Annotated in this window: 18 protein-coding genes; 5 read left to right on the forward strand and 13 right to left on the reverse strand. The window is 67.4% G+C overall.

Annotation, left to right across the window (positions count from 1 at the left end):
* Positions 1 to 211: nucleotidyltransferase family protein (locus tag VGP60_RS41875; RefSeq protein ID WP_414640478.1), on the reverse strand; the 211-nt coding region annotated here is incomplete at its 3' end.
* A gap of 36 nt (positions 212 to 247) precedes the next feature.
* Entirely contained in the window at positions 248 to 1252 is a 1005-nt protein-coding gene (locus tag VGP60_RS40070) for a sugar-binding transcriptional regulator (protein ID WP_414640479.1), read from the reverse strand.
* Positions 1253 to 1378: 126 nt separating this feature from the next.
* Here VGP60_RS40070 and VGP60_RS40075 point away from each other — a divergent pair, with 126 nt between their 5' ends.
* Genes VGP60_RS40075 through VGP60_RS40090 form a run of 4 tightly spaced genes read left to right on the forward strand, consistent with a single transcriptional unit; the run spans position 1379 to position 5463 of the window.
* Positions 1379 to 2380, forward strand: coding sequence for a zinc-dependent alcohol dehydrogenase family protein (locus tag VGP60_RS40075; protein ID WP_327553456.1), 1002 nt, complete (start codon positions 1379 to 1381; stop codon positions 2378 to 2380).
* On the forward strand, positions 2373 to 3716 hold the full coding sequence (locus VGP60_RS40080; RefSeq protein WP_327553457.1) for a sugar ABC transporter substrate-binding protein: 1344 nt from the start codon (positions 2373 to 2375) through the stop codon (positions 3714 to 3716). Before VGP60_RS40075 ends, VGP60_RS40080 begins: the two co-directional genes overlap by 8 nt.
* Positions 3713 to 4651, forward strand: a complete 939-nt coding sequence (locus VGP60_RS40085; protein WP_327553458.1) for a sugar ABC transporter permease — start codon at positions 3713 to 3715, stop codon at positions 4649 to 4651. The genes VGP60_RS40080 and VGP60_RS40085 overlap by 4 nt, the downstream gene beginning before the upstream one ends.
* Positions 4648 to 5463: a carbohydrate ABC transporter permease gene (locus VGP60_RS40090; protein ID WP_327553459.1), complete on the forward strand. Its 816-nt coding sequence runs from the start codon at positions 4648 to 4650 to the stop codon at positions 5461 to 5463. The genes VGP60_RS40085 and VGP60_RS40090 overlap by 4 nt, the downstream gene beginning before the upstream one ends.
* 59 nt (positions 5464 to 5522) lie before the next feature.
* On the opposite strand, the gene VGP60_RS40095 is transcribed toward VGP60_RS40090, so the two are convergent.
* The 3 genes from VGP60_RS40095 to VGP60_RS40105 are packed head-to-tail and all read right to left on the reverse strand — an operon-like array spanning position 5523 to position 8184.
* Positions 5523 to 5720 carry a ferredoxin gene (locus tag VGP60_RS40095; protein ID WP_327553460.1) on the reverse strand — a complete coding sequence of 66 codons (198 nt, stop codon included), beginning with the start codon at positions 5718 to 5720 and terminating at the stop codon, positions 5523 to 5525.
* Positions 5721 to 5729: 9 nt separating this feature from the next.
* The gene (locus VGP60_RS40100; protein ID WP_327553461.1) at positions 5730 to 6938 is read right to left on the reverse strand and encodes a cytochrome P450; all 1209 of its coding nucleotides are present in this window, start codon (positions 6936 to 6938) and stop codon (positions 5730 to 5732) included.
* Between the two features lie 34 nt (positions 6939 to 6972).
* Complete coding sequence (locus tag VGP60_RS40105) at positions 6973 to 8184, reverse strand: cytochrome P450 (protein ID WP_327553462.1); 1212 nt, start codon at positions 8182 to 8184, stop codon at positions 6973 to 6975.
* A gap of 187 nt (positions 8185 to 8371) precedes the next feature.
* On the opposite strand from VGP60_RS40105, the gene VGP60_RS40110 reads away from it, so the two are divergent.
* Positions 8372 to 9022, forward strand: a complete 651-nt coding sequence (locus VGP60_RS40110; protein ID WP_327553463.1) for a TetR/AcrR family transcriptional regulator — start codon at positions 8372 to 8374, stop codon at positions 9020 to 9022.
* A 171-nt stretch (positions 9023 to 9193) separates the two neighbouring features.
* Here the strand turns inward: VGP60_RS40110 and VGP60_RS40115 are convergent, their stop codons facing one another.
* The 8 genes from VGP60_RS40115 to VGP60_RS40150 all read right to left on the reverse strand — a co-directional run bounded on the left by VGP60_RS40115 (position 9194) and on the right by VGP60_RS40150 (position 18368).
* The gene (locus VGP60_RS40115; protein WP_327553464.1) at positions 9194 to 10060 is read right to left on the reverse strand and encodes an aldehyde dehydrogenase family protein; all 867 of its coding nucleotides are present in this window, start codon (positions 10058 to 10060) and stop codon (positions 9194 to 9196) included.
* Positions 10053 to 11486 carry an aldehyde dehydrogenase family protein gene (locus VGP60_RS40120; RefSeq protein ID WP_327553465.1) on the reverse strand — a complete coding sequence of 478 codons (1434 nt, stop codon included), beginning with the start codon at positions 11484 to 11486 and terminating at the stop codon, positions 10053 to 10055. The genes VGP60_RS40115 and VGP60_RS40120 overlap by 8 nt, the downstream gene beginning before the upstream one ends.
* 3 nt (positions 11487 to 11489) lie before the next feature.
* Positions 11490 to 12467, reverse strand: coding sequence for a deoxyribose-phosphate aldolase (gene deoC, locus VGP60_RS40125; protein ID WP_327553466.1), 978 nt, complete (start codon positions 12465 to 12467; stop codon positions 11490 to 11492).
* 90 nt (positions 12468 to 12557) lie between these two features.
* Positions 12558 to 13706 (reverse strand): hypothetical protein, encoded by a 1149-nt coding sequence (locus tag VGP60_RS40130; RefSeq protein WP_327553467.1) that lies wholly within the window; start codon positions 13704 to 13706, stop codon positions 12558 to 12560.
* Positions 13703 to 15622 (reverse strand): hypothetical protein, encoded by a 1920-nt coding sequence (locus VGP60_RS40135; protein ID WP_327553468.1) that lies wholly within the window; start codon positions 15620 to 15622, stop codon positions 13703 to 13705. The genes VGP60_RS40130 and VGP60_RS40135 overlap by 4 nt, the downstream gene beginning before the upstream one ends.
* The gene (locus VGP60_RS40140; protein ID WP_327553469.1) at positions 15619 to 16311 is read right to left on the reverse strand and encodes a toll/interleukin-1 receptor domain-containing protein; all 693 of its coding nucleotides are present in this window, start codon (positions 16309 to 16311) and stop codon (positions 15619 to 15621) included. Before VGP60_RS40140 ends, VGP60_RS40135 begins: the two co-directional genes overlap by 4 nt.
* Before the next feature lie 25 nt (positions 16312 to 16336).
* Positions 16337 to 17656, reverse strand: a complete 1320-nt coding sequence (locus VGP60_RS40145; RefSeq protein WP_327553470.1) for a helix-turn-helix transcriptional regulator — start codon at positions 17654 to 17656, stop codon at positions 16337 to 16339.
* 94 nt (positions 17657 to 17750) lie between these two features.
* Complete coding sequence (locus tag VGP60_RS40150) at positions 17751 to 18368, reverse strand: DUF1707 SHOCT-like domain-containing protein (protein WP_327553471.1); 618 nt, start codon at positions 18366 to 18368, stop codon at positions 17751 to 17753.
* Positions 18369 to 18562 lie beyond the last annotated feature (194 nt).

The following is an 18562-nucleotide window of genomic DNA, read 5'->3' on the forward strand; positions in this document are numbered from 1 at the left end:
AGCTCGTCGCAGAGGTCCTCGATTTCCCAGCCGAGATGGCGCCAGGTATCAACTCGTACAACAAGTCCACGTCGCTGGCCGTCCGTGCGTCACCCCGGGCGAAGGACCCGAAGAACAGCAGGTTGGCGATGCCGTAGCGAACGCAGACTTCTCGCAGTCGCGCCGGATCGCCCAGCTGTTCGTCCATGTCGTGGTCCTTTGGCTTCGCCATCTGTCGACAGATGGCGATAGTTGCACACGCGGGGTATCACGTGATGTCGACATCTCGTGGCAGCTGGGGTGGGCGCTGGGAAGCGAGGGTGAGCATGCGTTCGGCGGCCGGGGCGTCGGTGATGAGCGTCGACACCATGCCTGAGCGGAGCACGGCGTCGACGGCGTCGGCTTTCGCCTCGGTGTAGCCCAGCGCGATCACTTCGGGGACCCGGCGGAGTTCTTCCGCGCTGATCGCCAGGACGTGGTGGGCGAGCCCTGTCGACAGTTCGTTGCCGTCGGCGTCGAACAGGCGCGCGGTGACTTCGGCGGCGACACCGCGTTTGCGGATGGCCTCACGTTCGGCCGGTTCGAGGGCGTCGTGCACGGTCGACTCGCCGGGTTGCCAGGCGCCGATGCTGACGACGGCCTTGGTCAGGTTCCGGAACTGCGCGAACGTCTCGGCGATGCCGGGCTGACGTCGTAGCGTCTCGGCTGTCCGGCGGTCGGGGAGGACCAGCGGGCCGAAGATCGGGTAGGCGTCCCCGCCCGACACGGCCGTCACGCGGCGGACGGTCTCGACCGAGCGGTCGTGCATGTCCATCCCGGCCTGCACCCCGCACAGCTGCACGACCGGGCACCTCGGCAGGGCTTGGACAGCCTCGGTCATCGCGTTGACCGAGCGTGCCCAGGACAGGCCCAGCACGTCGTCCTTGGTGACGATCTCGGCCAGCAGGTCGGCGGCCAGGACGCCGATCCGGCGCCGCATCTCCGGCTTCGATTCCTTGCCGGCTGCTCGTTCGAGCACGAGCACGCGGCTCAGGCCATAGGCCGAACGCACCTGGTCGGACAGCGCCAGGTCGATCGGGAACGGCAGGTCGAACTCGATCCGCACCAATCCGCTTTCCCTTGCGGTGTCGAGCATCCTGGCGATCTTGAACCGGCTCATGCCGAACTCGTCGGCGATCTCCAGCTTCGAGCGTCCCTGCGCGTAGAACCGCCGGGCGACCGAGGCCATCAACACAGTATCGGCCGGGCCGACCCTACGACTTGTAGCGCTCATATGAGCACAGTAGCGCGAAATCTCCCCGAAAGGTTGACGTAACACGAACAAAAAGCCTTCAATGCCTAGACATGAATCATTCACGAGCGCTCATGTGAGCAACCGATACAGAGAAGGTGAAGCGGTATGCGCGCCGCGATCATTGACCGGCCGGGCACGATCCGGGTCGGCGAAGTGCCCGATCCGAAACCCGGGGAACGCCAGGTGGTGGTCAAGGTCGGCGCCTGCGGCATCTGCGGTACCGACCTCCACATCGCCGACGGCCACTTCCCGCCGACGCCGTACCCGATCGTCCCCGGTCACGAGTTCGCCGGTGAGATCGTCGAGCTCGGCGCGGACGTGCCGGGTGGCTGGCAGGTCGGCGACCGCGTCGCGGTGGATCCGACGCTGGCCTGCGGATACTGCACGCCGTGCCGCTCCGGGCACGGCAACCTGTGCGCCAACTGGGGCGCCACCGGCGACACCGTGGACGGTGCGTTCGCCGAGTACGTCGCGGTGCCGTCGGCCAACTGTCACCGCATGCCCGACGCGATGACCTGGGAGCAGGGCGCGCTCGTCGAGCCGCTGTCCTGCGCGGTGCACGGCGTCCGGCGCATCGGCGTCGAGGCGGGGGAGCGGTTCCTCGTCGTCGGCGCCGGGACGATGGGCCTGCTCATGCAACAGCTCCTCCAGCGGGCCGGCGCGCGGGTCAGCGTCGTCGACCGCAACACCTCCCGGCTCGGGCGGGCCACGGATCTCGGCGCGCATGCCGTCGCCGGGAGCATCGAAGAGCTCGACGAGCAGTTCGACGCCGCCGCGGACTGCACCGGTGCCGCGCGCGCGATCGAAAGCGCGTTCGATTCGCTCAGGCGTGGCGGCAGGCTGCTGATCTTCGGGGTCGCCCCGGCCGAAGCGCGCGTCTCGCTCTCGCCGTTCCGCATCTACAACGACGAGATCACCATCGTCGGCTCGATGGCGGTGCTGAACAGCTACGGCGCCGCGCTCGACCTCGTCGCCACCGGCGTCATCAACACCGACGCCCTGCTCACGGACACCTTGCCGCTGTCGCAGTATCCCGGCGCGCTGGCCCTCATGCGCAGCGGCGCCGGCCTCAAGGTGCAGGTTCTCCCGGGGATGAGCGATGCGTAGAAACCGTTTGATACCACTCGTACTCGCCGCTGTCCTGGGGCTTTCGAGCTGCGCCGGAGCCGGGGCGCTGGGCACGAGCGGCCGCACCCTGGTCGTCGCGATCGTGTCGAACCCGCAGATGAAGGACGCCATCGCGCTGTCCGGCCAGTTCGAGGCCGCGAACCCCGGTGTCAAGCTGAAGTTCGTGTCCCTGCCGGAAAACCAGGCCCGCGCGAAGATCACCGCGTCGACGGCCACCGAGGGTGGCGAGTTCGACGTCGTCATGATCAGCAACTACGAAGCCCCGCAGTGGGCGGCGAACGGCTGGCTGGAGAACCTGCAGCCGCATATCGACGCCGACCCGGCCTACGACGTCGCCGACTTCATCCCGAGTATCCGGGACTCACTGTCCTATAAGGATAATCTCTACGCCGTGCCGTTCTACGGCGAGTCGTCGTTCCTGGCCTACCGCAAGGACCTGTTCGAGAAGGCCGGGCTCACCATGCCCGCCAAGCCGACCTGGGCGCAGATCGCGGACTTCGCCGCCAAGCTCGACGACAAGGCCGCCGGGGTCGCCGGGATCTGCCTGCGCGGCAAGCCAGGCTGGGGCGAGAGCCTCGCGCCGTTCAACACCGTGCTCAACACGTTCGGCGGCCAGTGGTTCGACCAGGACTGGAACGCCAAGCTCGACTCGCCGGCGTTCAAGGCGGCGGCGGACTTCTACGTGAAGCTCATCCGCGAACACGGCGAGGTCGGCGCGTCCAGCGCGGGCTTCTCCGAATGCGGCACGCGCTACACCCAGGGCCAGGCCGCGATGTGGTACGACGCCACGGTGATGGCCGGGACCAACGAGGACCCGGAAAGCAGCAAGGTCGTCGGCAAGTCCGGTTACGCGCCCGCTCCCGTCGAGAAGACACAGAGCTCGGGCTGGCTCTACACGTGGTCGCTGGCGATTCCCAAGGTGGCCAAGGATAAGGACGCCGCCTGGAAGTTCATGGCGTGGATGACCGACAAGGCTTACGTGCAGAAGGTCGGCGAGGCCTACGGCTGGAACCGCGTCCCGCCGGGCGTGCGCAACTCGACCTACCAGATCCCGGGCTACCAGGAGGCCGCGAAGGCGTACGCGCAGCCGACGCTCGACGGGATCGCCGACGCCAACCAGCAGAAGGGCATGACGAACCCGGTGCCCTATCCCGGAATCCAGTTCGTCGGCATCCCGGAGTTCCAGGATCTCGGCACCCGGGTCAGCCAGCAGCTGTCCGCCGCCATCGCCGGGCAGATCTCCGTCGACGACGCGCTCAAGCAGTCACAGGAGTACGCGCGGACCGTCGGCGACTCCTACAAGGAGGCACGATGAGCTCCGCGGTCTCTACGGTTCCTGAAAGCACACCGAAACACCGGACGACAACACCCGAGGCACGGGCGAAGTCGCAGGCGTTCAAGCGCAGGCTTCCCCTGCTTCCGGCGTTGTTCTTCGTGCTCGCCGTGACGCAGCTTCCGTTCCTGCTCACGGTTTTCTACTCGTTCCAGTCCTACAACCTGGTGCGGCCCGGCTCGCAGCATTTCGTCGGCCTGCAGAACTACGTCGACGTCTTCTCCGACAGCACGTTCCTCGTCGCGCTGCTGAACACCGTGGTGCTGACCGTGGTGTGCGTGTTCGTGTCGCTGCTGATCGGGCTCGGCCTGGCGGTGCTGCTCGACCGCAAGTTCCTCGGCCGCGGCATCGTGCGGACGCTGCTGATCACGCCGTTCCTGATCCTGCCCGCGGCCGGCGCGCTGCTGTGGAAGACGACGGTGTTCGACCCGACCTACGGGCTCCTGCACTTCGTCCTCGGCACCGACACCGACTGGCTTTCGCAGTTCCCGCTGGCCGCGGTGATGGCGCAGGTCATCTGGCAGTGGACGCCGTTCATGATGCTGCTGATCCTCGCCGGGCTGCAGAGCCAGCCCAAGGACGTGCTCGAGGCCGCGTCGGTGGACGGCGCGGGCCGGTGGCGCACGTTCACGCTGATCACCCTGCCGCACCTGAGCCGGTTCCTGCAGCTGGCCACGCTGCTCGGCGCGATCTACATCGTCAACAGCTTCGACGCGGTTTTCCTGATGACACAGGGTGGGCCGGGTACCGCGAGCACCAACCTGCCGTACTACATCTATCAGCGTGCCTTTGAAGGATTCGACATCGGCCAGTCGTCGGCGATGGGCGTGATCGTGGTCATCCTGACGATGATCGTGGCGACTTTCGCGCTGCGCCTGATGTTCCGGGCGTTCTCGGTGACCGGAGGCGTGAAATGACCAAGAAATTCGGCCCCGCGACACTGACCGTGGCGACCTGGGTGCTCGCGATCCTCTTCGTCTTCCCGCTGCTGTGGATGATCTTGACCGCGTTCAAGCAGGAGGCGGACGCCTACACCGATCCGCCGAAGCTGTTCTTCACCCCGACGCTCGACCAGTTCGCCGGGGTGTTCGAGCGGGGATTCCTGCCCTACCTGGGGAACTCCGCGTTCGTCACCGTGCTGTCGACGGCTTTCGTGCTGCTGCTGGGAGTCCCGGCGGCGTACGCGCTTTCGCTGGCGCCGGTGAAGGGCACCAGCAACGCGCTCGGGTTCTTCCTGTCCACGAAGATGCTGCCGATCGTCGCGGCGATCATCCCGCTCTACGTGATCTCGCAGAAGGTCCAGCTGCTGGACAACGTGTGGATGCTGATCATCCTGTACACCTCGATGAACCTGCCGCTGGCGATCTGGATGATGCGGTCGTTCTTCCTCGAGGTGCCCACGGAGATGATCGAAGCCGGCCGGATCGACGGCGCGAACCTGCCGACGCTGCTGCGGAAGATCATCGCGCCGGTCGTCGCGCCCGGGATCGCGGCCACGGCGTTGATCTGCGTGATCTTCTCGTGGACCGAGTTCTTCTACTCGGTAAACCTGACCGCCGCGCGGGCGGGCACGGTGCCGGTGTTCCTCGTCGGCTTCATCACCAGCGAGGGCCTCTACTGGGCGCAGCTCTCGGCCGCCGCGCTGATGGCTTCGCTGCCGGTGATGATCGTCGGCTGGGTGGCACAGAACCACCTGGTCCGCGGCCTGTCGATGGGCGCGGTCAAGTAACAGGCGGTATCAAGGGACCTTTACTACCGCGAGGCGGTAGTAAAGGTCCCTTGATACCCCTAGTCGACGATCGAGAGGGCTTGGCTCGGGCAGATGTGCACGGCTTCGCGGGCCGCGGCCTGCAGAGCTTCGCCGTCAGGAGTCGGATTGAGGACGATGACGGTGCCGTCGTCCTCGCTCTGATCGAAAAGGGCGGACTCCGTGAGCACGCACTGCCCGGCGCCCACACAGACCGAAGTGTCGGCGATGATCTTCATAAGTCCTCCTTACCAGGTGACCAGCAGTTCGCGGATGCCATAGACCAAGGCTTCCTTACCCTGCAGTTCTTCCACACTTTGGGCCAGTTTCAGCCCCGGGATCCGGCGGAACAGCGTGTCGAAGACGATCTGCAGTTCGAGCCTCGCGAGGTTCTGGCCGAGGCACTGGTGCGGTCCGAAGCCGAAGGCGACATGATGCCGCGCCCCGCGCTCGATGTCGAACTCGTCGGGGCGTTCGAAGGCGTCGGGGTCGGTGTTCGCGGCGAAGCCGAGCACGGCGACACCTTCCCCGGCCTTGATCGTCTGGCCGCCGAGTTCGACGTCCGCCGTCGCCAGCCGCATGGTCACGGTGTCGGTGATCGTGGTGTAGCGGAGCAGTTCCTCGACCGCGCTCAGCGTCTTCGAGGGGTCCTGTGTGATCGCTTCGAGCTGCTCGGGGTTCTGCAGCAGCGCCACCGTGCCCAGCGAGATCATGTTCGCCGTGGTCTCGTGCCCGGCGAGCAGGAGCAGGAACGACATGGCGACCATGGCCGTCCTGTCGTACGCGTCGGCTTCACGTGCCTTGACGATCTGGCGCCCGATGAGGTCCTCGGTGGGATTCTCCTCCTTGGTGACCACCAGCTTGTAGAGGTAGCCCTGCAGCTCCTTGAAGTTCCGGTCCCGGTCCTCCGCGGAGATCTCCTGGCTGAGGATCGCCGTGGACCGGCTCTGGAAGAAGTCGTGGTCGGCGTACGGGACCCCGAGCAGTTCGCAGATGACCAGTGAGGGCACCGGCAGCGCAAACGCTTCCATCAGGTCGACCGGCTTGTCGCCGGCGAGCATCGCGTCGATGAGCTCGTCGACGATCTGCTGGATGCGGGGCCGCAGCGCCTCCATCCGGCGGACAGTGAACTCGCCGACCACGGCCTGGCGGGCGGGCCCGTGCATCGGCGGGTCCATCTCGACCAGCGTCGGGACAGCGCCGTCCCGCGCGACGCGCTCACCGGTCTGGAAGGTCGGGAACCCGGCGTAGGTGCGCATCGAGCTGAGCGTGGTGTCGAGCAGCGCCGCCCGGGCGTCTTCGAGCTTGGTGACCGCCCAGACGTCGTCCCCGTTCGGGAACTTGACTTTGGAGATCCTCGGCTGCTCGCGTAGCTCGCCGTAGGACTCCGGTGGGGAGAACGGGCATTTCCGTACCGGCGAGAACGTGCTTACCGAGGGGTCGGCGACTTCAGTCACTTGAGGGGGTTCCGATCGTGGCGGGAAACGGGAATTACCAGGTGACGGGCAGCGAATGCAGCCCGAAGACCGCGGCGTCGTTCTTGAACGGCAGGTCGTCGATCGGCGCGGCGATCTTCAGCGTCGGAATCCGGCGGAAGAGCGTGTCGAAGACGATCTGCAGTTCCATGCGGGCCAGGTTCTGGCCGAGGCACTGGTGCGCGCCGAAACCGAAGGCGACGTGGTGGCGCGCGCCGCGCTCGATGTCGAGCTCGTCGGGGCGGTCGAACGCCTCGGGGTCGCGGTTCGCGGAGTAGCCGAGGCCGAGAACGCCTTCGCCCGCCTTGATCGTCACTCCGCCGATCTCGACGTCCTCCTTGGCGACGCGGACCGTCGCGGTGTCGGCGATGGTGAAGTAGCGCAGGAGCTCCTCGACCGCGGACAGGGTCTTGGCGTGGTCGTCCTTGATCGCTTCGAGCTGCTCGGGGTTCTCCAGCAGGGCCACGACACTCAGCGAGATCATGTTCGCCGTGGTCTCGTGGCCGGCCAGCAAGAGCAGGAAGGCCATGGCGACCAGGGCGTTGTGGTCTTCGTTGCCGTCTTCGCGCTGCTTGAGGACCTGGCGGCCGAGCAGGTCGTCGCTCGGGTCGGCTTCCTTCTGGGAGACGAGCTTGTCGAGGTATTCGCGCAGGCTCAGGAAGGCCTTGCGTCGCTCGTCGGACTCGGCGGTCCGGCTCAGCATCCGTGACGTGTGGTGCTGGAAGAAGTCGTGGTCGCTGTACGGGACCCCGAGCTGCTCACAGATGACGAGCGAGGGCACCGGCAGCGAAAGCATCTCCACCAGGTCGGCGGGCTGGGGGCCGGCGAGGATGGCGTCGATGCGCTCGTCGACGATCTCTTGGATCCGCGGGCGCAGCGCCTCCATCCGGCGGACGGTGAACTCGCCGACCACAGCGCGGCGGGCGGGGCCGTGCTCCGGCGCGTCCATCCCGATCAGCGACGGGCTGAAGTCGTCGAAGACCCGGCGGCCGTCCTTGGCCAGCATGGGGAAGTTGGGGGCCTTGCGGTTCGAGCTGAATCGCGGGTCGGTCAGCGCGGCGCGGACGTCCTCGTGCCGGGTGATGACCCAGGTCTGGCCGCCGCCGGGCAGGTTCACCCGCGAGATCGGGGCTTCCTCGCGGAGCTTCTTGTACTCGGGCGGCGGTTCGAACGGGCAGGTCCTCGGTACGGGAAAGGTGGCTACTTCCTGGTCAACGACTTCTGTCATGGTGGCTCCCCAATCGGGTGGAAGTCTATGTGGAAGAAAATCTTCCGGTTCCACCTCCAAGGTAGCGAAGTGGAAGATTTCCGTCCACCTGCGGATGGGTGCAGTTGACGAGCTGCGGGTGAACCTGGTGGCCCGCTGACCATGCGAGAATCGCCCGGTTGGTGAGCTTTGGGAAAGGCGTATGGGCATGACAGCGGACTTCGACACCCCGTTGCGGGCCGACGCGCGCCGTAACCGCGACCAGATCATCGCCGCCGCCAGGACGATCTTCGCCGAGCAAGGGTCGGACGTCCCCATGGAGGTGATCGCCCGCGCGGCCGGGGTCGGCGTCGGCACGCTCTATCGCCGGTTCCCCGATCGTGACGCGCTCATCGGCGCGGTGGCCAGGGACAACTTCGCCCGCGTCCTGACCGAGGCACGCGCGTCGATCGCGGAGGAACCGACGGCGTGGGACGCGCTGGTCCGGTTCCTGCGCCAGTCACGCGAGCTCAAACTCAGCGTTCAGCTGGCGATGGTCTCACCGGTCGCGGCCGTGGTGATCAGGGACGATCCGCTGACCGACGAGTTCCGGCGGGCGTTGCTCGGCGAGCTCGACACCGTCGTGCACGCCGCGCAGGCCGAGGGCGCGCTGCGCAAGGACGTCGACACGGGCGATGTCGCGATGCTCTTTTCGTTGCTGCTGCGGCAGATCTCCGGCGACGACGAGTTCACGCGGATCGCCCCCGAACGCTGCATGACCCTCATGCTCGACGGCCTGCGCGCCCAACCGGGCAGCCCCCTCCCCGGCCGCCCCCTCACCGGCGAAGACCTGGCCAAACACCTCACCCCACCCGTCTGAGCTTCCGAATATGTCGACATGTTCTCCGCCACGACACGCCGACAAATTCGGGACGGCTGGGACTCATGTGACCCACGAGACCCGTGAGACGCCTTAACTCCCGAATATGTCGACATGTTCTGAAGTTCGGGACCGGAGAAGATGCCGACATATTCGGAAGCGGGGCAGGGGTCAGACGCCGAGGGGGTGCCAGACGGTCTTGGCCTCCAGGTAGCGGCGGAGGCGGGACATGTCCGGGCGGCCGGTCCAGTCGGGCTCGGCGTCGGGCACGGTCAGGACGCGCTTGACGGTGTTGGCCGCCTCACGCGCCAGCTCCGTGCGGTCGGCGACCTCGGCGCCCGTCGGGTCGAGCGCGTTGACGTCACCGTGTGAGGCGAGCCAGCTGCCGAGTTCGTCAGCGCGGCCGGTGAGGATGTTCGCCACCCCGCCCGGCAGATCGGACGTCGCCAGCACCTCGGACAGCGTGATCGCGGGCAGCGGCCGCTCCGCGCTCGTGACGACCACGGCCGTCGAGCCCGTCGCGAGCACCGGCGCCAGCACGCTCACCAGGCCGAGCAACGAGGACTGCTGCGGCGCGAGCACGCCGACGACGCCGGTCGGTTCCGGGACGGTGAACGAGAAGTACGGTCCCGCCACCGGGTTCGCGGAGCCGAGCACGGTCGCGATCTTGTCCGTCCAGCCGGCGTACCAGACCCAGCGGTCGATCGCGATGTCCACCAGGGACTGTGCCTTCTTCGCCGCTACGCCTTCGGAAGCGGCGACCTCGGCGATGAACTGCTCACGGCGTCCTTCGAGCACCTCCGCGACCCGGTACAAGACCTGGCCCCGGTTGTACGCCGTCGCCGCCGACCACCCGCCGAAAGCCTTGCGGGCGGCCACAACCGCGTCGCGGACGTCCTTGCGGGACGCGTGCGCGGCGTTCGCCAGGAACTTCCCCTTGGCGTCGGTGACCGGGTACACGCGGCCGGACTCCGAGCGCGGGAACTTGCCGCCGACGTAGAGCTTGTACGTCTTCGCCACTGAAATACGGTCAGACACTGAGGTACGCCTCCAAACCCGTGCGGCCGCCTTCGCGGCCGAATCCGGATTCCTGGTAACCGCCGAACGGCGCGGTGGGATCGAAGCGGTTGAAGGTGTTGGCCCAGACGACGCCGGCACGCAGCTGGTTCGCCATCCAGAGGATCCGCGAGCCCTTCTCCGTCCAGATCCCGGCGGACAGGCCATAAGGCGTGTTGTTCGCCTTGGTGACGGCTTCGTCGGGCGTGCGGAAGGTCAGCACGGAAAGCACCGGGCCGAAGATCTCCTCGCGCGCGATCCGCATCGACTGCTGGACGTCGGAGAACACCGTGGGAGCGAAGAAGAAACCGCGCTCGGGCACCGGGCACGGGCTGGTCCAGCGCTGCGCGCCTTCGCTGTCCCCGGACTCGACGAGCCCCTTGATCTTCGCGAGCTGCTCGGCGGAGTTGATCGCGCCGATGTCGGTGTTCTTGTCCAGCGGGTCGCCCAGCCGCAACGTCGAAACGCGGGCCCGCAGCTTCTCCAACAGTTCGTCCACAATGGACTCCTGGGCCAGTAGGCGCGAACCCGCGCAGCAGACGTGGCCCTGGTTGAAGAAGATGCCGTTCACGATGCCTTCGACGGCCTGGTCCAGCGGCGCGTCCTCGAAGACGATGTTCGCCGCCTTGCCGCCGAGCTCCAGCGTCAGCCGCTTCGACGTGCCCGCGACCTGACGCTGGATCAGCTTGCCGACGTCGGTCGACCCGGTGAACGCGATCTTGTTGACGTCGGCGTGGTTGACCAGCTCGGAACCGATGTCCCCGGCACCCGGCAGGATGTTGACCACGCCCGGCGGGAGTTCGGCCTGCTGGCAGATCTCCGCGAACACCAGCGCCGTCAGCGGCGTGGTCTCGGCGGGCTTGAGGACCACGGTGTTGCCGGTGGCCAGCGCCGGCGCGATCTTCCACGCCAGCATGAGCAGCGGGAAGTTCCACGGGATGATCTGCCCGGCGACACCGAGTGGTCGCGGGTCGGGACCGAGGCCCGCGTAGTCGAGCTTGTCGGCCCAACCCGCGTGGTAGAAGAAGTGCGCGGCCGCCGTCGGGACGTCGGAGTCGCGGGATTCCTTGATGGGCTTGCCGTTGTCGAGGGTCTCGAGCACGGCGAGCTCACGGGAGCGTTCCTGGATCAGGCGCGCGATGCGGAACAGGTACTTGGCGCGCTCGGACCCTGGCATCTTCGACCACGTGCGGTCGTAGGCCTTGCGCGCGGCCTTGACCGCGGTGTCCACATCGGACGGTGACGCGGTGGAGACCTCGGCGAGCACCTCTTCGGTGGCCGGGTTGATCGTCTTGAGCGTCTCACCGGCACCGTCGACGAACTCGCCGTTGATGAACGGCCGGTAGGCGGGCTTGAGATTCGCGATGGCCCGGGACTCCGGGGCGGGCGCGTATTCGAACAGGGCCATGGGTTAATCCACCGTCACATAATCGGGGCCGCTGTAGTGGCCGTCCGCTTGGGTGCGGCGCTGCAACAGCAGGTCGTTGAGCAGGCTCGAAGCGCCGAAGCGGAAGAGATGCGGCGTCAGCCACTCCTCGCCCGCGACCTCGTGCACCGCGACCAGGTACTTGATGGCGTCCTTCGTGGTGCGGATACCGCCCGCGGGCTTCACTCCGCGCAGCTCGCCGGTGGTGTCGCGCCAGTCGCGCACGGCCTGCAGCATCACGTGGGTGACCGGCAGGGTCGCGGCGGGCGACACCTTGCCCGTCGAGGTCTTGATGAAGTCGCCGCCGGCCAGCAGCGCGAGCCAGGACGCCCGGCGCACGTTGTCGTACGTCGCGAGCTCACCGGTTTCGAGGATCACCTTGAGGTGTGTTTCGCCACAGGCGGCCTTGATCGCCTGGATCTCCTCGAAGACCTGCCCGTAGCGGCCCTCGAGGAACGCGCCGCGGTCGATCACCATGTCGATCTCCGTGGCGCCCGCCTCGATCGCGATGGCCACGTCGGCCAGCTTGATCTCGCGGCTCGTCCGCCCGGACGGGAAGCCGGTCGCCACACTGGCGATCCCGATCCCGGTCCCGGCCAGCGCTTCGACCGCGGTGGCGACCATGTCCGGGTAGACGCACACGGCCGCGACCTGCGGGGTGTCCGGCCGGTCCGGATCGGGCCGCATGGCCTTCGCGGCCAGCGCACGGACCTTCCCGCGGGTGTCGGCGCCCTCCAAAGTGGTCAGATCGACCATGGAGATGGCGGTGTCGATCGCCCAGAGCTTGGCGGCCTTCTTGATGCTGCGCGTGCCGAGTCCCGCTGCCCGCTGCTCGACGCCGACCTGGTCGACGCCGGGGAGGCCCTGCAGGAACCGGCGCAGGCTGGCGTCGTCGCGGGTGGCGTCGGCGAGCCTGGCTGGCAGCGATGACGGGATGGCCGTCGCCGTTGACGTAGCTGTCATGCGGCCGAGTCTAGATGGCGTGTGCGCTGACCGGCGGGTCCGCCGATCGTGCCCCGGACCGGTGGTGACCCAGGGCACGATCGGCGTCGCTCAGTTCTCCGTCCCGCCCGGCCAGCCGGTGTTGCCGTCGGTCCAGGACTCGTCGGCATGCCTGCCCGCCGCGGGGACCTCGTCGCCGGGTTCGGGCTCTTCGGGTGGGGCGTTGAACCGCTGCCGGATCTCGTCGGCGGTCGCCGGGCGCCCGCTCGCGGTGAGCGCGTCCGCGGCCCGTTCGGCGAACAGCGCGAGGTCGGCGTCGTCAAAGTCGAAGCCAGCGCCGGCGGCGAAGTCCGCGAACAGTTCGGTCGCCGTCTTCTGGTACGTGCCGCCGTTGGCGGACTCCCACAGGGGCAGCTCCGTGGTGTGCCCGTTCTCCGCGCCCGGTGCCGACGGGACGAGATGCCGGTGCAGGGGCGAGACCTCGGTGTTGTTCGCCGCCGCGGACAGCTGGGCCAGCGGGCCGATGAGCTCGACGACGCCTTCGATTTCCTTGTCGTTCCGCTCCGACCTCGACATCCACCACGTCAACGCGGTTCCGGGATCCTTCAGCGCCTCGGACTGGAGATAGGTGCGCTTGCTGCGCTCGTAGATCCTTTCGTGCTCCCAGACGATCTCGTTCTTGCGGATGTTCGACAACTGCGTCAGCCGCTCGAAGTCCTCTCTGGACAGCGTCAGCGAAACATCCGTCGCCCAGGCTTCGACCTGGCCCCCGTGGTCGGACACCACCGCGCCGAGCAGCGCGGCCAGCTGATGCCGGACCAGTTCGACGTCGGCGGGCTGCTGGGTGGCGAGTGCCTGCCGGGCCCGGCTGATGATCGTGTTGACGGCCAGCCCGGTCAGGTTCGCGTGCTGCAGGCTGTCGGGATTCGTCTTCTGCATCCAGCTCACCGTCGCGGCGAAACGGAACGAGTAGTCCGGCAAGGCGCTCGGCATGGACACCGTCGGCACCGACTGCGAGAACATCCGGGGCGGTGGCGGCATCACCGGTTCCTGCTGAAGGTAGATCGGTTCCGGCGGCGGTGGCGGCGGTGGCACGTTCTTGCCCGCGAGATAGCTCCGCACGGCGAGGATGACGAGCAGCAGGACCGCGATCAGCACGAGCACGACCCAGATCGGCCAAGTGAAGCCGAAACCAAAAGCCACCGGCACGCCGATGGCGAGCACACCCAGCGGGATCGCCACCTTGTCTTCGTTTTTCATCGAGCAGTCCCCTCGGAGTCGATTCCCTGTGCGATGTTGATCTTTTCGGCGACCCGTAGGAAAACCGGCCGCCGGGACGCGCTGCGCCCGGCCGCCCAGTCACGGGCCACCCGGTACAGCTCGCTGAGTGGTTTGGGCTCCCCGCCGCCCCCGGCGACGAGGATGTCCAGCAGGAGCTCGCGGTACTTCTCGTCCTCGCTCGCGGTGAGCCACTCCCGCGCCGATGCCCGCCATTGGCCGATCGGCCGGGCCATGACGCCGGCCCAGCCGATCGAAAGGTGCTTGCGGACAAAGGGATCCCGGATCCGCGGGTGTTCCGGAGACAGCAACGATTCGGGATCGGCCAGTGTGAGGAACAGGTCGAGGTCGATCTGGTCCGGTTTCGCGGCGGAGCGCGCGACCCGGTCCAGCAACCGGCGGTACAACCGGTGGTCGTTTTCGACCAGATCAGTGACCGCCGCCCAAGCCGACGCGGCCGCGGCTTCGTCGTACAGCCGCGAAAGATGGTGCAGCCGCACCAACGCCCGTTCCGGATGGGTCTGGGCCAAGGTCTTGCGACACACCTCGACGAGCACCTGCGCGAGGTCTCCTGGCAGATTCCTGGTCGTCGACCAGTGGTAGATCCGTTCCCGGAACACCACACCGTGATGGTTGTCGGCCAGGCCCGCTTCCAGCGCGTTGGCGGAATAGAGCAGCGAGGGCGACGGCGATCTCTGGTCGGTCCGCTCGGCCCATTTCATGGCCAGCTTCGTCAGATCGTACGGCCGCCCGGTGCGCAGCGCCTGCTCGGCGAACCTGGCGACCAGTTCCGTCCCGTTCTCACGGGCGAGGAAGTTCGCGCCGATGACCTTGCCGACCCATGACCGGAAGCCCTCCCGCAGATCAAGGAAGTTGTCCCAGAAATGCGTGCGCACGGCTTCGTCGTACGCGGGTGTGTCGAACCGTACGCGACGCGCCGAGTCGATTTCGGCGTCGATCCTCGCGAGTTCTTCGCCCAGCCCGGCCTGCTCCAGCCGGGGAATCCGGCCGATCGGGTGGCCGAGGGTGACGAGCAGATCGGTGTTCGCTTCGAAGATCGTGTCCGCCGGGGCGCCGCTGAGCATCGCGACGGTCAGCAGCATCGACCGTTGCCGTCCCAGCCGGAGCCTTTTGACCATCTTCGCGACGTCTTCGGCGCGATCCCGGAGAGCGGAAGCCGCCTTCTTCAAGCCCTCGCCGGTGTTGGTCAGTTCGGCGAGTTTGGCCACCTCGCGCATCGGCGCGCGGTCCAGGATCTCCTTGACCTCGGCGGTGCCGAGATCGGCCGGGGAGTACGCCGTCCCGGCGGTTTTCAGGTAGCGCAACAGAACCGCGCTGCCGTCCGGGCGGTGCGTGGTGGCGACCAATGAACGGAATTCCGGCTCGAGCAGGTAGCCCGAAGCGGCGGGCAGGACCACCACCAGCCGGGCGTCCTTCTCGTTGATCGCCACCCGGTAGGCGGGGAGTTCTCGTTGGATCGACAGGTAGGTCTGCTCGTCGCTTTCGCTCAGGTCCAGCAACAGCCGATCGCGCTTTTCCAGGCCGTCGACGTCCAGCACCGGGCTTTCGCCGTCGTCCGGCCGGTCGGACAGCTTGTGGAACCGCCCGTCGGGAGACCGGTGCAGCAACATCGTCGCCACGGTCTGCCTGCCACTGCCGGGCAGGCCGTCGAGCAGCACGATGCCCGAGTCTTCGAGTTTGTCCCTCGCCTCCCCGTAGCCTTTCGGCTCGACGAACCGCGGCGCGAGCCACTTCAGGAAGTCCGTGCCGATGATCCGGGGCGGAGGAGCCTTGCGGAACAAGGACTTCCAGTCGGGACCGGGCCCGTTGACGATGTACTGGTTTCCGCTGCCCGCGTGCACCGGCCCCTGCGCACCGGTTACCAGGGTTTCGGTCACGGCTTCCCGCCTTCGCCCGGGAACGTGGACTCGCCGTTGTACTGGTTGCCCTTTCCGGTGTGGAGCGGGCCTTGGTTGCCGGAGATGACGTTGCCCGCGTTGCCGCCGACGTAGACGCCGCCGCTCTGCTGGTGGGAGTTGTTCCCGCCTTGGAAGATGATGCCGTTGTGATCGCCCGCGGTCTGCCCGGACGGCGCGGGTGCGGCTTCGGGTTTCTCTTCCATACCGGTGACGAAGTCGCCAAGCACGCGGAAAAGCTCGGCAAGATCGGCGTCGCGGTGCCGGTGGTCGAACCGCACGGACTGCAGATCGACGAGGCGGTGCAGGACTTCCGGCAGCTGCTTCCTGTCCAGGCGAGGGGTCGTGCGGCCGACGATCACCGGGATCACCGGGACGTGGTTTTCGAACGCCGTCAGGATTTCGCGGCGAGTCCAATCCTCCGGGTCGTCCAGCCGGAGGATTCCGTCCTTGCCCGCGACAGTCAGCCAAGCGGGTCCGATGACCGCGAGCACGACCCGGCTGAGCTGCACTGCGGGCAGCAGGCGCTGGGTGAAGTCGTCCGACGCCCGGATGGACGCGCTGGCGAAGAAAACGCGATCACGGCCGAGTTTCCGCACGAGTTCGTTGTCGATCAAGGAGGCGATGCCTTCCTCATCTCGGGTGCGATAGTTGATGAAGACGTCAGGCACGGTGTGGTCTCCTTCGAAACGTGGTTCAGAGCATGGGACTGTGCAGGGAGGCGCTGAGCCGCGGATAGAGCTCGCGTACCCGGGAATGGGTGTGGAACCGGGAAAGGGCGCGAGCCAGTTTGCGGAGGTCGCTGTTGACGGTCGCGGAGCCGACGAGGTCGACCACGTCCAGCAACGGGATGGTCAGTTCGCAGGCGTGATCGACTTCGTTCGCCGACGCGTAGGCGAGCGCGCGCCGGACGCCGTAGCGGGCCTGTGAGCGCAACGCTTTCGGGGAGAGCAACGCGATCTGGACGTCGAGCGCTTCGGCGGCTTCCTTGGGTTTGCCGAGGTCGTACAGGCACCAGCCGTGGATCATGGCCGCCGGGTCGGACAGGTTCGTCGTGCCCAATACCGGGCCGTCGGATTCCGCCGCGTGGCTCAGCAGTACCCGGGCCCGGTCGAGGCTGCGGAAGCACGCGTCGTACGAGCCCGCTATCGCGTGGCCTTGCGCTTCCCGTTGAGCGGCAAGGCCTCGGATCCGTGGCGGCACGGAACCTCCTTGGGCTCGGCGGGCGAGGTCAATGGTTTGAGTCGCGTCTTCGCGGTAGAACGTGACAAGCGCGCGCCGGACCAGCGAGTAGCTCGCCAGATCTTCGTCCCCGCCCGCCTTCGCCATTTCCACCGCGCGATCGGTCCACCACAGCGCCGCCTGGTCGTCGCCGGACTCCTGGGCCATCCATCCCGCGTATTCCGCGTACCGGGCGCCCAATGCCAGAAGTCGTTGGCGGCTACGGGGATTCGCGTGCGTGGCGAGTTCGCGCAGGGTGTGGGTCTGGGCGACGAGCGCCGGGAGCACCACGCCGGGGCTGGCCGTCTGGCCGAGCAGCCGGAGCTGGTCGAACAGCGCGCCGAACGCCGTCAGCGAAGTGCTTTCGTCGGCCGCGGCGGATAAGCCTCGGCTGCTGAGCCCGAAACCGACCACCGAAGCCGCGCCGGTCACCAGCACGTCGCGCCGGTTCATCGGCTTGAACCAGCTGCCGTCCGATGTCAGGTTCATCAACCACACCTCACCGTCGTCGGCCGCTTCGGAAAGCGGTGCTGCCGACGATCGCGCGGGAACCAGCGCGGTGAGCGCGCCTTCCGTGCCCAGCGCGGTATCGCAGCGCCGGGCGAGGTCGGACGGCGGGTTCTTGGACCCGGTCTCGATCTTGCTCAGGTAGCCCTTGCTGTAGTGCACGAGTTCGGCCAGGCCGCCGAGGGACATCCCGGCTTCCGAGCGCAACCGTCGAAGCTCTCTACCGAACGTTTTCCGGTGTTCGGCCGGGTTCGCGCCGGTGTCGCCCGGTGCCTGGGGAACATTCACCCTGGAACTCTGCCGGAAAAATTTGCCCAGGCAAGGTCAAATAATAGACAAATCAGCTCGTTTCCCGTTGCCGGTCGGGAAAGGCGCGGAAAGATCAGTCTTCGAGTTGCCGGTGCTCCGGCCTACGCGGTTTGCGGACCACGACCACGCCGCCCCAGAACGCCAGGCCGTTGACCTTGACCGTCGGCGCGGTCGCGGGTGCCGCCGGGGCACTGGACTTGTCGTCGAGGACAAAGCCACCCATGAACCCGATGCCGGTCACGTCGACGTTGATGTCGTCGGGGACGGTGATCTGGATGCCGCCCATGATCGCCACCGCGGTGATCGTCATGTGCTTTTCGGCGAACCGCGCGGAGCGCAGATCGATTTCGGCGCCGCCCCAGAACGCGACGCTGGTGTGCTGCGCCGGAAGCACCCAGCTGCCGTTGCGGACCGCGCCGGACATGATGCCGACCGACACCGTCGAGCCGGGATGACCGCCGATGCGGGTATCGGGGAAACCGAGCGCGCGGGTCGTCGAGGGTTCGAGGGCCGCCGAGGGCGTCGACGTCGTCGGCAGGTCCGCGGTGATGGGCACCAGCTCGCCGTGCGTTTTGGCGGCGTAAACCGTGGTCAGCCGCTCCTCGAGCTCAGTCATGGTGATGCGACCTTCGGCCAGCGCTCCGTGGAGAACCTGCGCCACCCGCTCGCGGTCTGCATCGGAAGCGCGCATCTGGCTGCGGTCGGGAAGCCCCGGCTGTTCGGTCACCGGAGGAGCCTAGTGCTGTGTCCACAAACGTTGCCAGCCTCTCGGCGGCCCAGCTTCCTGCCGGCCGCACCGCCGGAAGGACCAAGTACATCCAGTACGAGGACCTTCCGGCGGCGCACCCGGACAGAAACCTGGATCCACCGATAGACCGACAACGT

The sequence above is a fragment of the Amycolatopsis sp. genome (genome assembly GCF_036008905.1).
Classification (GTDB): domain Bacteria; phylum Actinomycetota; class Actinomycetes; order Mycobacteriales; family Pseudonocardiaceae; genus Amycolatopsis.

Bases quoted from the DNA above. Each gene is read 5' to 3' on its own strand.
- deoC (WP_327553466.1), bottom strand. From the start codon at position 12,467: ATGACAGCTACGTCAACGGCGACGGCCATCCCGTCATCGCTGCCAGCC.
- VGP60_RS40110 (WP_327553463.1), top strand. From the start codon at position 8,372: ATGACAGCGGACTTCGACACCCCGTTGCGGGCCGACGCGCGCCGTAAC.
- VGP60_RS40080 (WP_327553457.1), top strand. From the start codon at position 2,373: ATGCGTAGAAACCGTTTGATACCACTCGTACTCGCCGCTGTCCTGGGG.
- VGP60_RS40095 (WP_327553460.1), bottom strand. From the start codon at position 5,720: ATGAAGATCATCGCCGACACTTCGGTCTGTGTGGGCGCCGGGCAGTGC.
- VGP60_RS40105 (WP_327553462.1), bottom strand. From the start codon at position 8,184: ATGACAGAAGTCGTTGACCAGGAAGTAGCCACCTTTCCCGTACCGAGG.
- VGP60_RS40130 (WP_327553467.1), bottom strand. From the start codon at position 13,706: ATGAAAAACGAAGACAAGGTGGCGATCCCGCTGGGTGTGCTCGCCATC.
- VGP60_RS40085 (WP_327553458.1), top strand. From the start codon at position 3,713: ATGAGCTCCGCGGTCTCTACGGTTCCTGAAAGCACACCGAAACACCGG.
- VGP60_RS40070 (WP_414640479.1), bottom strand. From the start codon at position 1,252: ATGAGCGCTACAAGTCGTAGGGTCGGCCCGGCCGATACTGTGTTGATG.
- VGP60_RS40150 (WP_327553471.1), bottom strand. From the start codon at position 18,368: ATGCGCGCTTCCGATGCAGACCGCGAGCGGGTGGCGCAGGTTCTCCAC.
- VGP60_RS40090 (WP_327553459.1), top strand. From the start codon at position 4,648: ATGACCAAGAAATTCGGCCCCGCGACACTGACCGTGGCGACCTGGGTG.
- VGP60_RS40075 (WP_327553456.1), top strand. From the start codon at position 1,379: ATGCGCGCCGCGATCATTGACCGGCCGGGCACGATCCGGGTCGGCGAA.
- VGP60_RS40120 (WP_327553465.1), bottom strand. From the start codon at position 11,486: ATGGCCCTGTTCGAATACGCGCCCGCCCCGGAGTCCCGGGCCATCGCG.